Source organism: Gloeocapsa sp. PCC 7428, assembly GCF_000317555.1.
GTDB lineage: Bacteria > Cyanobacteriota > Cyanobacteriia > Cyanobacteriales > Chroococcidiopsidaceae > Chroogloeocystis.
In genome coordinates this window covers 3,598,890-3,611,296 of sequence record NC_019745.1, presented here as the reverse complement: position 1 = coordinate 3,611,296, position 12,407 = coordinate 3,598,890, and the positions used below count along the sequence as shown (strand labels likewise).

14 protein-coding genes are annotated in these 12,407 nt (G+C 44.3%); 5 read left to right on the top strand and 9 right to left on the bottom strand.

All coding sequences use genetic code 11. The annotated features are described in order from the left end of the window. Positions 1–120 precede the first annotated feature (120 nt). Positions 121–282 (top strand): hypothetical protein, encoded by a 162-nt coding sequence (locus GLO7428_RS28565; RefSeq protein ID WP_015189612.1) that lies wholly within the window; start codon positions 121–123, stop codon positions 280–282. Positions 283–499: 217 nt separating this feature from the next. Here GLO7428_RS28565 and recQ read toward each other — a convergent pair whose 3' ends face one another. Beyond that, positions 500–2,308 (bottom strand): DNA helicase RecQ, encoded by a 1,809-nt coding sequence (gene recQ / locus GLO7428_RS15975; RefSeq protein WP_015189611.1) that lies wholly within the window; start codon positions 2,306–2,308, stop codon positions 500–502. A gap of 145 nt (positions 2,309–2,453) precedes the next feature. On the opposite strand from recQ, the gene GLO7428_RS15970 reads away from it, so the two are divergent. After that, entirely contained in the window at positions 2,454–2,738 is a 285-nt protein-coding gene (locus tag GLO7428_RS15970) for a DUF427 domain-containing protein (RefSeq protein ID WP_015189610.1), read from the top strand. 214 nt (positions 2,739–2,952) lie between these two features. Here GLO7428_RS15970 and GLO7428_RS15965 read toward each other — a convergent pair whose 3' ends face one another. Both GLO7428_RS15965 and GLO7428_RS15960 read right to left on the bottom strand, forming a co-directional pair. Beyond that, positions 2,953–4,053 carry a Gfo/Idh/MocA family protein gene (locus tag GLO7428_RS15965; RefSeq protein ID WP_015189609.1) on the bottom strand — a complete coding sequence of 367 codons (1,101 nt, stop codon included), beginning with the start codon at positions 4,051–4,053 and terminating at the stop codon, positions 2,953–2,955. Positions 4,054–4,108: 55 nt separating this feature from the next. Then, a complete protein-coding gene (locus GLO7428_RS15960; protein WP_015189608.1) occupies positions 4,109–4,888 on the bottom strand; it encodes a response regulator transcription factor in 780 nt (259 codons plus the stop codon). Positions 4,889–5,452: 564 nt separating this feature from the next. On the opposite strand from GLO7428_RS15960, the gene GLO7428_RS15955 reads away from it, so the two are divergent. After that, positions 5,453–5,701 (top strand): DUF6761 family protein, encoded by a 249-nt coding sequence (locus tag GLO7428_RS15955; RefSeq protein ID WP_015189607.1) that lies wholly within the window; start codon positions 5,453–5,455, stop codon positions 5,699–5,701. A 101-nt stretch (positions 5,702–5,802) separates the two neighbouring features. Here the strand turns inward: GLO7428_RS15955 and grxD are convergent, their stop codons facing one another. The 6 genes from grxD to grxC form a co-directional block, all read right to left on the bottom strand. Next, positions 5,803–6,126 carry a Grx4 family monothiol glutaredoxin gene (grxD, locus tag GLO7428_RS15950; RefSeq protein WP_015189606.1) on the bottom strand — a complete coding sequence of 108 codons (324 nt, stop codon included), beginning with the start codon at positions 6,124–6,126 and terminating at the stop codon, positions 5,803–5,805. 64 nt (positions 6,127–6,190) lie between these two features. Further along, on the bottom strand, positions 6,191–6,442 hold the full coding sequence (locus tag GLO7428_RS15945; RefSeq protein WP_015189605.1) for a BolA family protein: 252 nt from the start codon (positions 6,440–6,442) through the stop codon (positions 6,191–6,193). 65 nt (positions 6,443–6,507) lie between these two features. After that, positions 6,508–7,083 (bottom strand): hypothetical protein, encoded by a 576-nt coding sequence (locus GLO7428_RS15940; RefSeq protein WP_015189604.1) that lies wholly within the window; start codon positions 7,081–7,083, stop codon positions 6,508–6,510. Positions 7,084–7,546: 463 nt separating this feature from the next. After that, the gene (locus tag GLO7428_RS15935; protein WP_196797619.1) at positions 7,547–8,305 is read right to left on the bottom strand and encodes a 1-acyl-sn-glycerol-3-phosphate acyltransferase; all 759 of its coding nucleotides are present in this window, start codon (positions 8,303–8,305) and stop codon (positions 7,547–7,549) included. A 266-nt stretch (positions 8,306–8,571) separates the two neighbouring features. Then, positions 8,572–9,099, bottom strand: a complete 528-nt coding sequence (gene tadA / locus GLO7428_RS15930) for a tRNA adenosine(34) deaminase TadA (RefSeq protein ID WP_015189602.1) — start codon at positions 9,097–9,099, stop codon at positions 8,572–8,574. Positions 9,100–9,102: 3 nt separating this feature from the next. Further along, the gene (gene grxC / locus GLO7428_RS15925) at positions 9,103–9,417 is read right to left on the bottom strand and encodes a glutaredoxin 3 (protein ID WP_015189601.1); all 315 of its coding nucleotides are present in this window, start codon (positions 9,415–9,417) and stop codon (positions 9,103–9,105) included. 333 nt (positions 9,418–9,750) lie between these two features. Between grxC and glpX the strand changes: the two genes are divergently transcribed. After that, on the top strand, positions 9,751–10,788 hold the full coding sequence (glpX, locus tag GLO7428_RS15920) for a class II fructose-bisphosphatase (RefSeq protein ID WP_015189600.1): 1,038 nt from the start codon (positions 9,751–9,753) through the stop codon (positions 10,786–10,788). 265 nt (positions 10,789–11,053) lie between these two features. Then, entirely contained in the window at positions 11,054–12,340 is a 1,287-nt protein-coding gene (locus tag GLO7428_RS15915; protein ID WP_015189599.1) for a glutamyl-tRNA reductase, read from the top strand. The last annotated feature ends 67 nt before the right edge of the window (positions 12,341–12,407 follow it).

Sequence of the window (12,407 nt, the reverse complement as noted above, 5' to 3'; positions counted from 1 at the left end):
AGGAATTCAAAACAGAAAACGGATTGCAGTTTTGAAGTTTTGCTTCAAACTAAATACATAACGAATTGATACGTATGTCTTTGCAATTCCAGATAGTTTTTATGGGAGAGGACAAGAAATATGAACTTTATAGATTGTGCATTGCTAACATTATTTAATGCTGGAGTCTGCCTGACTCTTCCCAAGCTGTTATCAATAGCCACAACTCCTAAAACACGTACTCAATCGCCTCAGAAACTAGCTGTTCAAGAAGTCGCAGTGAATGTCCCCGTTCCCAACTAGCACGATTCACTTATGCTAGTCACGCTTCACCTATACTCACCACTTTGAAACTATCAATAGACCTCCTGCATGAGAAGAATTGCGAATAAATTCGCTACTAGATAAATAAAGTCTAAATTTATAGTGTGCGTAGGCACACTTCGTTTATTAGCCTCGACTTCAGTCGCAAGGCATCTATGATTTATACGAGAGGTTTGATAAGCAACCAAATTTAATATCACGCCTCTTCGCAATAAGCTTGAATTTCGGCTAAAAATTGCGCGCCGTAACGCGCGAGTTTGTGACTACCCACACCAGAAAGTTGGGAAAACGCAGCTAAGCTTTTAGGTTGCTGTGTTGCCATCAACCGAAGTGTAGAATCGGCGAAGATTACATACGGGGGAACCCCTTGTTCGTCAGCGAGTTGTTTACGCAACTTACGCAACCGTTGAAATAGCAACTCAACTTCAGCAGCAGCGGGAGTGTCTTCGTCAGAAATCCGAGTCGGTGTCGCACTTACAGCAATCAATACCGATCGCTGTCGCCGCATCACTTCCCAGCTTAAAGCATTTAGTTTGAGTACCGAGTAACCATCGGTGGTTTGTGCAAGTAACCCTTGATGAAGAAGCGATCGCCCCAGCATTCGCCAGTCATCAATACTCCGATCTTTACCAATGCCATAAGTCGAAAGATTTTGGTGTCCGTTTTGCAAAATTTTCTGATTTTTTGCGCCGCGTAATACATCAATAATGTAAGTCATACCAAATCTTTCTTTGCACCGCGCCACACACGAAAGAAACTTCATCGCTTCAATCGTCCAATCTTGCATCGGTTTAGGGTGACAGCAGTTGTCGCAGTTATCACACTTTCCTGAAAATCGTTCGCCAAAATAGCTTAATTGAATTGTCCGTCGGCAATCTGTTCCTTCAGCGTAGTCAATCACTTGGCGCAGTTGTTGTTTGGCAATGCGTTGTTCTTGCGGATCGGGTTTTTGGGCAATCAGGTATTCGATTGTTTTAATATCACCGTAGTTAAGAAACAGCGTACACCTTGCGGGTTCGCCATCACGCCCTGCGCGCCCTGATTCTTGATAGTAGCTTTCTAAATTACGCGGTAAGTCGTAGTGAATGACAAATCGCACATCAGGTTTATTGATTCCCATACCAAACGCGATTGTTGCTACCATAACTTGTACGTCATCGCGAATAAAGCTTGTTTGATTCGCAGTGCGATCGCGATCGCTCAACCCTGCATGATAGGGTAACGCGGCGATACCATCATTTTTTAGTTTGAAAGCAATTTCATCAACGCGGCGACGACTTAAACAATAAATAATTCCTGCACCCGATTGTTGACGAATAAGTTGTAGCAATTGCTGATAGCTTTGTTTCTGCTTCGGCTGAACTTCGTAGAACAGATTTTGACGGTTGAAACTGGCAATATGAACGCTTGGTTCAACTAAACCCAACTGTTGAATAATATCTTGGCGCACGCGTTCAGTCGCGGTTGCTGTCAGTGCGATGGTAGGTACACCAGAAAAGCGGTGACGCAGTTGTTGGAGTTGTCGATATTCAGGGCGAAAGTCGTGTCCCCACTCAGAAACGCAATGCGCTTCATCAATTGCAAACGCAGAGATCCCCATTTGGTGATGTACCAAATCGAGGAATGGTAGAAATTTTTCACTTAATAAGCGTTCGGGTGCGATGTAGAGAAGTTTGACTTTACCACTAAGAATCGCTTGTTCGCGTGTCCGCACATGATACGCACTGAGACTACTATTAATAAATGTTGCGCCGATACCATTATCTTGCAGTGCTTCTACTTGATCTTGCATCAACGCAATGAGTGGCGACACAACCACCGTTAAGCCTTTTTTTAAGAGTGCTGGTAGTTGAAAACACAGCGATTTACCGCCGCCAGTCGGCATCACAACGAGTAAATCTCGGTTTTGCAGCGCTTGTTCTACAATACATCGTTGTCCTGGGCGAAAGCTGTCATAGCCAAAATAATGTTTTAATGCACTTTCTAGGGATGATAATTGCGGCATGGGCGGACGTATCAAGGCTGCGAAGTCAATAGGTAACTGGTGATTGGTAGCAATTAGGCGTTAGCGTCTGTGTAGCTAATTCCATTACCAACTTCATTTTCGCCGCATAATAATGGTTAGATCCATAACTTAATCAAAGAATCATATGCCGAAAGCAATCTGGAATGGAGCTATTTTAGCCGAAAGCGATCGCACCGAAGTTGTCGAAGGCAATCACTACTTTCCGCCTGACAGCATCAATAAAGAGTATTTCAAAGACTCTTCCACGCACACGACTTGTCCTTGGAAAGGTTTAGCAAGTTACTACAATATCGAAGTTAATGGGCAAGTGAATAAAGACGCTGCGTGGTATTATCCTGACGCGAAGGAGAAAGCTAAAAATATTGAAGGCTACATCGCGTTTTGGCGCGGTGTGAAGGTTGAATCGTAAGTTTGATTAATAGGAGTCAGAGATTTTTGCAAATTTTGTACACAATATAGCAATTCAAGGGATGCTTAGAACATGGTAGAAGCTCAGGATCATTACCTCTTCTAGCTTTTAATCCTGACCTCAGACCTCTGATCCCTGACCCCTGCTATATCTCTGGCTCCACTTATATCAGAAGTCTATTGCAACATTGAGCGATCGTTTTAAACTAGCTTGACTAGATATTTGTCAAATCAGGAACATCTACCCAAACACCACGCTCATTTGATGTATGACTGAGATCCATCAGTAGCTGTGAGTAAACGCCTTCTCTTAGAGATGGTGTCAAAGACTTACCTGCATCAATTCCTTGCACCCAGCGATCCACAACGCGAATAAACGGCGCAATCCGACCATCAGCATACGTTCGCGGGAAATCTAAACGCTGCGGAATTTCGACTTCGGTTAATGGTTTACCAGTACTTGCAGCCCAGAGACGAAAACCATGCACGTAATCTTTTTGATTGTCACTGCCTAAAACTAAAGTACCGCGATCGCCATAAACTTCGATCCAGTGTCCTCGCCCTTGAAATGTACTTGCACTAATACAGACGTTACACAAAGTTCCATCAGCTAACTCTAAGAGCAACATACACGTATCATCAGCATCAACAGGTTTCATTTCGCCTGTATCAGGATCTGGACGCATCGGAATTGCAGTATCTAAGCGGGCAAATAACCGCTTTACAGAACCAAATAGCCAATTAATGTAATCAAACGCGTGCGAAGCTAATGCACCCAACGCACCGCCGCCTTTGGCTTTTTGCGAATACCAATTCCAAGGACGCGCAGCATCCGCACGGCTAGAAACCAGCCAATCAATTTTTATCAAACGTTTTTGCCCGACAAATCCTTCACTGAGAAGTTCCGCAAAACGTTGCCATGCAGGAACAAACCGAAATTCAAAATCAAGCGCGGTGACGACGCTGTTAGCTTGCGCGAGTCGGTCTAACTCTTGTGCTTCTGTTACACAAAGCGTTGTCGGTTTTTCGAGTAAGAGATGCTTTCTTGCTTGTAAGACTGGTTTTGCCATTTCGTAGTGCAGAAACGGTGGTGTGGCAATACTCACAGCTTGTACTTCTGGTAGGGAAACAACTTCTGCAATTGTTTGACAAGCGTGGGGAATGTGATGCGCTTGGGCAATTTCTTGGGCGCGATCGCGATCTCTGTGATAGACAGCAACGACTTGCGTACGATGATGCGCTTGAAATCCAGGTAGATGGACTTTTTGACCGAAACCAGTTCCAACAAGTGCTACACCAATAATTTGTTGAGCCACAGACGTTTATTGAATAACAACGGCACAAATTACATCATAAATTTATTCCGTATTTTTAAAACTGGCTGCTGAGTGCTGAATGTTGCGGATTCTCGTGTTCTGTAGATTGTCTGCGATGCACGACTTCTGGTGCGTGATTCACATTGCTATTCAACAGTTCCATATTAAATCGATAGCCTACATTCCGCACCGTTTGAATCAAGCTTGGTTGTCGCGGATCGCATTCGACTTTCTTACGCAGTGATAACACGTGAGTATCGATTGTCCGTGGATTATCGATCGCTTCAGGCCAAGCACGACGCAGCAATTCTAGCCGACTTAAGGGAATTCCCCCAGCTTGTGCCAAGACATATAGTAAACTAAATTCTTGCGGCGTTAAATCAATGAATTCTCCGTGAAAACAGACGCGTCGCTGCACTAAGTCAATTTGCAATGCGCCGTAATCTAAATACGCGGGTGCTACTGGCGTACGTTTGCGGCGAATTAAAGCTTCAACTCGTGCGAGGAACTCTTGCATCCCAAAAGGTTTTGTCAGGTAGTCATCCGCACCTGACTTTAAACCAGTGACAATATCTGCTTCTGAGTTGCGGGTCGATAGCATTAAAATTAGGGGCTGTTGCTGTCGTTGCAACCAGCGACAAAATTCCATACTTTCGCCATCTTTCAGTTCAGCATCAAGAATCACTAGCGTTGGTTGTCGTACCAAAAAGACTTCTTGTGCTTGATAAAGACTCGCTGCTTGATGTACTCGATAGCCAACTTGTTGCAAATGCCAACTAAGTAGCGATCGCAGATGCGGATTTCCCTCAACAATTTCAATACAAACCGAACCCACTGTGGCAAGTTTCCTTTGCGTTCGTGTGTTTCCAAAACTACCAAAGCCAGCACTCTGGTTTTGTAACTATTGCTACGATGGGCACAATTGTAGTTTCCCTGGTTGCATTAGCTACTTGATTTACTGGGTCAATAGTTAGATAAGAACACTAAAGTTTCATTTGCTGTTATTTCTAATTCTAAATCTTCAGGGTACGCCGCGTATTGTTACCTACCTATAGAATCTTCGGCACAAACAGACCCTACTACAAATCTAAGTAATATATTACTTGCATTAATTTTAAAATTTTAGTAAGCGAAATAACCCAGTAGATACATGACATTGAGGGCTTTTCTGCGTAAGCTCAAAATAGATTAAAGTGCGATCGCACAAACTAACTACTCATCTCACTACGGAGTGTGAAATAATAACACAAATACTATACACTTAGACAGATTAACGCCCTTGTTATTGAGTTGAGATAGAACGAAAGAAGCATGAACAGAACTAAACTAGATAATAGATAGATTTTTTAATTCTGATAGTTTTACATTTACTTGCTATTTAACTTTTGATACTGCAACCATGCTTCAAGATCCTCTCACAATTCGCTTTTACCAAAAACTCACCGACGCCCTCGTCGAAATGTGGAATCGCGGTTATCGGGCTGATGATTTACGATTGTACCTTGATGGCTACTTAGCAGCTTTACGTCACAGTAGTGCTATTGAACCTTACTTAATCCATCGAATGGAAGAGGAAGCTGTTCGCTTTCTTTACGACCCGTTTAACTTTGAATTATCGCAACCTGAGCCAGAATCAGACTATTATTAGCAACATATTCAATTTATCAAGCTAGTTGCTATTCAGCTAAAAATAAAAATCCCCTCATCTGCATAACAGTAATCGAGGGGAATACGATTGAAAATTAGTGTTTATGAAGCAAGTGCGACCTCTACCACCTGCTGTAATTCGCCTTTTTGGTACATTTCAATCAAGATATCTGAGCCACCAACAAATTCACCATTAATATAAACTTGTGGAATTGTGGGCCAATTTGAGTACTCTTTAATTCCTTGACGAATCTCAGAATCTGCTAATACATCGACAGTTTCAAAAGGGACACCTAAAACATTGAGGATTTGAACTACATTGTTAGAAAAACCGCATTGGGGCATCAACTTTGTCCCCTTCATGAACACCATAATTTTGTTCTGTTTAATCAGATCGTCAATACGTGCTTGTACTTCTGGAGTCATAATTTTTCCTACTCATGCTAAGGTTTACCATGCTGCTAGGGTTCACAAACCCTACTGATACAACTCAACCAACTGCCTGCCAAGCTTGAGGAGTGTAAGTTTTTAGTGCTAGGGCATGAATAGCTTCTGAGGACATGGCTTGCCGTAAAGCACCATATACCAATTGATGTTGTTGCACTAGTCCCTTATTCTCAAATTGAGACGAAACCACCGTCACTTGATAGTGATCGCCACCGCCCGTCAAGTCTTGCACCTGAACCTGGGCATCTGGTATTTGCGACCTAATCATTTCCTCAACCTGTTGGGGGCTTATCATTGCAATCTCTATAAAGACTACTCAACTCTCTTTATTTAATTTAACTGTTTCGCTGCGAAAGTAGATTAGCGTTGATTGCTTTGCGAAGTATTTGGCGGAGTCGGTGTCGCACCAGTTCTAGGAAAAGGTGTGTCTACAAATCCTAGCTCAAACAACTGTTGATAAGCTTTCTTGCCTAAGTCGCGGGTAGGATTCTGGCTGCGAATAATCTGTACTAACAGCGGTACTGCTAATTCAGAGCGATTTTGCGCGCGATGAACAAGTGCTAGCTGATAAGTCGCATCATCACGCATCTGAGCAGTTTCTAAAGCTTTTTTGCGTTGACTATCCGCAACACGGTTATCAATTCCAGAGAAACTAGCGGCAAGTTCCTGGTAAAAATTAGACATTTGGTTAAAAACTTCGCGTGCTTCCTGCAATTTTTGCGTTGCTAGCGTATAGTTTTGAGATGCTACCGCATTGCTAGCTTCAGTCATTAGGCGCTGCCCTGCTGCCGTACTCAATAATGTATTGTTTTGCGGTGTAGGACGCAGTACATTTGGATTACTTGGGTCGATTGGCTGTGCTTGATTAGGGGTGTTCGGCAGATTTGGCGTAGGTGTTTGAGCATTTACTGGTGGTAAAAAGCTAAAGGCTGCCATAACCGGAAGAAAAGTCAGGCAGGTGTGGCGGAAGAAACGAACAGTTATAGCAGAAATCATGGAGTTATTAGTTACGTTTGAGAAAACACAAAAGTAATTCAAACTTCGGGTATCTTAACTCCGATTGAGTCTTTCACCAAACCAGCGGCAGTTCCCAAAGTTCCTTGGCTTAGACTTAACCTACACCAAATTGGTTCCCTTTAGCTGTCTGGCAAAATCAAGGCTTAGAAAGTAGGTTGGGAGTTTTCTAGCGCAGGGGAGAGCGTACAATGAGAGCTTGTCGTAACTTTTTTAAAAGTATAAACTCTCGCAAGTTTGAAGAAGACTTGAAAGCTTTTACATAAATGCGATCGCACGTAGCGCCCAAAAACTCAATATCTTGGTGGGCTGCCGTGCATACTGTGTTTGGTAGCCCCAAAGCGAATCAAAGCGTATTTTTAATATAAATTAATTCATAATTTTTCTAAAAACTAGCGATCGAATCATCAGAAATCGAATCGTTGTTTTTGACTTCTGACGCTCGTACTGTCGGTAATTCTGCCTCGTGAGCGTTCAGAGCATTAAGTGCGGCTTCTAAGTCTGTTGTCAGCGCTTTAGCATTTTGTTTGATTGAGCCTGTGTTGTAATCTGCAACTGATATCGGAGAACCGATGCGAATCTTCACTTCGCAGCCCCAGCGAGGGTAAGGCTGACTGTAAGACAGATTGATCGGGACGATTTTGATTCCTAATCCAGGCTGACTCGATTCTGCACTCAAAGCAATACGTGCTAACCCTGGCTTGAGAGGGTGAACCGTACCATCACGGAAAATATTGCCCTCTGGAAAAATCACCATCATTTCTCCTGCTTGCAGTAGCTCGACTCCATGACGCAGCGTCGAAATCGCCGGATGCTTCGTATCGATCGCAAATCCTCCCAAACGACGGATAAACCACCCTTGGACTCCTCGCACTTCATCTGCGGATACCATAAAGCGTAAGTCTCTTCCCGTGACCATTCTGCCTGTCGCGTAAGGGACAAGTAAAGCATCCCAACGCGAGCGATGTGTAGGCGCAAGAATTACGGGTCCTGTGGGAGGTAAGTTTTCTTGTCCGATGACTTCAAGCTTGCTAAAGAAAAACGGTAAGACAATATAAGTTCCCAACGGGTAGACAAGCTGAGCCAACCAAGGTGAAACACGAGATGTATTAGGAGAAGTAGGAGGAGCCACCTTGGTTTTCATGCGTGTTTCCAATGAACCTACAACAACAAACGGAGGAGAGTCGAGCTGAATCATAACGGTGGCTAGTAAAGGCAAGCAACAATCGTGGCAAAAACATTTCTTCTTCCACCGTAATTTTTCTATCGCAAAATGTCTTGTGTTTCCAGGACACTTTTAGTAGCGTCATGAGGAGCGAGTGATGAGTTTTGAGTCTTAGAAAGCACAGCGTGTCGGATGACATTATGCGTGAGTTTTGAATTAAATAAATGTTTTTGACGCCACCAGACTCATAACTCTTCGTCTCTCTTGGCTTTTCCGTGCTGTTTCAGTTGTCGCTGCGTGGCAAACCATGCTTGGAGTTGGGCGCGACAAGCTGATTCGAGAATACCGCCAATGACTGTGACGCGGTGATACGAGCAAGCACTATCGGGAATATTAGCCACTGTACGAATTGCCCCAGTTTTGGGATCGTCTGCGCCATAAACTAATAATTTCAGTCGAGCTTGGATAATTGCGCCTGCGCACATTGGGCAGGGTTCTAAGGTGACATAAAGCGTGCAGTTGCTGAGATACCAATTTTGTAAGACTTGACCAGCTTGGCGTAAAGCCAGAATTTCTGCATGGGCTGTAGGGTCTTTGTCTCTTTCTCGGCGATTTTCTGCACTCGCAATAATATTGCCTTGAGAGTCAACAATTACCGCGCCTACAGGAACTTCATTCGCTTCACCTGCTGCTTGCGCAAGCGCGATCGCGCTATTCATCCATTGGCGATGTCTGAGATATTCTGGATGGTCAATGAGTGGCGTTGAGTTCACGATTTAAACTGCTGCTGGTTGAGCTAACAACGCGTCCAACTGTCCTTGCGCGTTTAGCTGATACAAGTCATCACACCCGCCGACGTGCTGATTGTTGATAAAAATTTGCGGCACTGTGCGTCGCCCATTTGCGCGTTGTGCCATCTGATTTCTAGCAGCTGTATCGCCATCAATTTTGTATTCCGTAAAATTGACACCTTTCCACCACAACAGCAGTTTGGCACGAATGCAATACGGACAGGTTTGCCAAGTGTAAATTTCTACATTGGCTTTAACTCGCTCAGGATGGCGATTGAGAAGTGAATTGAGGTCAAACATAATGAGAGGTCAGGAATCGGGGGTCAGGAGTCAGAAATACAAAGAAAAAGCTGAAAGGTTATTATTCAGCTATTTATGCTAACTACTAGCTTAGATCAACTTAGAAAACAGCACAAAGCAAAGAGTTACAGCGAAATTTGCAGCTTGAAAAATTAATAGAAAAACGTCCTAAATACCCGCTTCTAGCGCCTTGTCGGTTGTCATTAAGCAGCAAAACTTAACACCAACTCTGCTAACACCTATCGGCATAGGTATCCTCCCTTTGGTAGACTTGAGAACTGGAATCGCTCGAAAAAACAGTAGTTGTAGCCAGCAGTTGGGAGGAAAAAGTTAGTGGAAAACACTTTAGGGTTAGAAATTATTGAAGTTGTCGAACAAGCTGCGATCGCCAGTGCGCGCTGGATGGGCAAAGGCGAAAAAAACACCGCTGACCAAGTTGCTGTCGAAGCAATGCGCGAGCGAATGAACAAAATCTATATGCGGGGTCGCATCGTTATCGGTGAAGGCGAGCGCGATGATGCTCCGATGCTTTACATTGGGGAAGAAGTCGGCATCTGTACCCGTGAAGATGCCAAAGACTACTGCAACCCAGATGAGTTAGTCGAAATCGATATCGCGGTTGACCCTTGCGAAGGTACAAACTTAGTCGCCTATGGACAAAACGGCTCGATGGCGGTACTGGCAATCTCCGAAAAAGGTGGTTTGTTTGCTGCGCCTGACTTTTACATGAAAAAACTGGCTGCGCCACCTTTAGCACGCGGTCATGTTGATATCAATAAATCGGCTACCGAAAACCTGAAGATTCTTTCTGAGTGCTTAAATCGTGCGATTGAAGAATTAGTCGTAGTTGTCATGGATCGCCCCCGCCACAAAGAGTTGATTCAGGAAATTCGTCAAGCGGGTGCGCGAGTCCGCCTGATCAGTGATGGTGACGTTTCGGCGGCAATTTCTTGTGCCTTTTCAGGAACAAACGTTCATGCGTTGATGGGAATTGGTGCGGCTCCCGAAGGCGTGATTTCGGCTGCTGCTTTGCGGTGTTTGGGTGGACACTTCCAAGGTCAACTGATCTACGATCCAGAAGTAGTGAAAACAGGTTTGATCGGTGAAAGCAAAGAAAGCAACATAGCACGACTTACTGAAATGGGCATTAACGACCCAGATAAAGTCTACAATGCTGAAGAGTTAGCTTCTGGTAGCACGGTCTTATTTGCGGCTTGTGGCATTACTCCAGGAACTTTAATGGAAGGTGTCCGATTCTTCAAGGGAGGCGCGAGAACTCAGAGTTTGGTCATCTCTAGCCAGTCTCGAACCGCGCGCTTTGTGGATACAATCCATATGTTTGAAGAACCAAAGGCGCTACAACTGCGATAAGCCGTAAAGTGTGAGGCAATGGGATACGTCCTAATCCCGTAAAATATAAATCTATAACGGGATTGCCTCGTACTTGTATTAAATTTACGCTAACCCACCGCAGTCAATGCAGTTGGTTAAAAAGCAAATTCAATCCTCCGCTTGCGACATCGTTCATGAGCAAGCACCTAGTATAAAAATTTTGTTTAGGAAATAGGAAAGCGGTAAACCCCGCCCCGCTTTCCTCTCTATCTCGCCAAGGTAGGGTATCCAGCGGGCAATAAGAATGAATATTGCGGTAGTGGGACTCAGTCATAAAACAGCCCCAGTCGAAGTTAGAGAAAAGCTAAGTATTCCCGAATCACAAACCGAAAGCGCGATCGCGCATCTCTTGACATACCCTCATATTGAAGAAGTTGCGATTCTCAGCACGTGCAACCGCCTGGAAATTTATATTGTCGCGCGGGAAACACAGCAGGGTATTCAAGAAGTTGCCCAATTTTTGGCAGAGCATAGTAAATTACCTGCGTCAAGCTTGCGGCAACATTTATTTATCTTTCTCCATGAAGATGCCGTCATGCACTTGATGCGCGTCGCTGCCGGATTGGATAGCTTGGTGTTAGGTGAAGGACAGATTTTAGCACAAGTGAAGCAAACGCACAAGCTAGGACAGCAATACAACGGCATTAAATTAATTCTTAACAAACTATTTAAACAAGCCCTCACGGCTGGGAAACGCGTCCGGACAGAAACAAGTATTGGAACAGGCGCAGTGTCAATTAGTTCGGCTGCGGTCGAATTAGCACAGCTAAAAGTTCAAAATCTCGCCGCTTGTCGGGTGATGATTATTGGCGCGGGTAAGATGTCGCGCTTACTGGTACAGCATCTCATTGCCAAAGGCGCAGCCCAAATTTGTATTATCAATCGCTCGCGACAACGCGCCGAAGAGTTAGCAAATCAGTTTCGCCAAATTGACTTGCAGTTACACTCGATGTCCGAAATGATGTCAGTGATGGCAATGTCAGACTTGGTATTTACAAGTACCGCAGCGACAGAACCCCTATTAGATCGCGCCAAGCTAGAAGCGGCGTTAGAGCCAAGTCGCTCGTTAATGTTATTTGATATTTCGGTTCCGCGTAACGTTCATGCGGATGTGAATGAATTATCCTTTGTGCAAGCCTTTAACGTCGATGACTTGAAAGCCGTTGTCGCGCAAAATCATGAAAGCCGCCGTCGCATGGCAATGGAAGCCGAAAAACTCTTAGAAGAAGAAGTGACTGCATTTGAGGTGTGGTGGCGATCGCTCGATACTGTCACGACAATTAGCTGTTTGCGCGACAAAGTAGAAACAATTCGCGAACAAGAATTAGAAAAGGCGTTATCGCGGCTTGGTTCAGAGTTTGCCGAAAAACATCAAGAAGTGATCGAAGCATTAACACGGGGAATTGTGAACAAAATCCTTCACGATCCGATGGTACAACTGCGATCGCAGCAAGATATCGAAGCCCGCAAGCGCTGTATGCAAACGCTGCAAATGTTGTTTAATCTAGATGTAGAAGAACAATTTAGCTAGGGGTCAGAGGTCAGAGATCGGGGGTCAGAGTTTAATCGAGTTTCACGAATTTGCAATTGAAGCCTCG

Bases quoted from the DNA above. Each gene is read 5' to 3' on its own strand.
- GLO7428_RS28565 (WP_015189612.1), top strand. From the start codon at position 121: ATGAACTTTATAGATTGTGCATTGCTAACATTATTTAATGCTGGAGTC.
- recQ (WP_015189611.1), bottom strand. From the start codon at position 2,308: ATGCCGCAATTATCATCCCTAGAAAGTGCATTAAAACATTATTTTGGC.
- GLO7428_RS15970 (WP_015189610.1), top strand. From the start codon at position 2,454: ATGCCGAAAGCAATCTGGAATGGAGCTATTTTAGCCGAAAGCGATCGC.
- GLO7428_RS15955 (WP_015189607.1), top strand. From the start codon at position 5,453: ATGCTTCAAGATCCTCTCACAATTCGCTTTTACCAAAAACTCACCGAC.
- grxD (WP_015189606.1), bottom strand. From the start codon at position 6,126: ATGACTCCAGAAGTACAAGCACGTATTGACGATCTGATTAAACAGAAC.
- GLO7428_RS15945 (WP_015189605.1), bottom strand. From the start codon at position 6,442: ATGATAAGCCCCCAACAGGTTGAGGAAATGATTAGGTCGCAAATACCA.
- GLO7428_RS15940 (WP_015189604.1), bottom strand. From the start codon at position 7,083: ATGGCAGCCTTTAGCTTTTTACCACCAGTAAATGCTCAAACACCTACG.
- GLO7428_RS15935 (WP_196797619.1), bottom strand. From the start codon at position 8,305: ATGAAAACCAAGGTGGCTCCTCCTACTTCTCCTAATACATCTCGTGTT.
- grxC (WP_015189601.1), bottom strand. From the start codon at position 9,417: ATGTTTGACCTCAATTCACTTCTCAATCGCCATCCTGAGCGAGTTAAA.
- GLO7428_RS15915 (WP_015189599.1), top strand. From the start codon at position 11,054: ATGAATATTGCGGTAGTGGGACTCAGTCATAAAACAGCCCCAGTCGAA.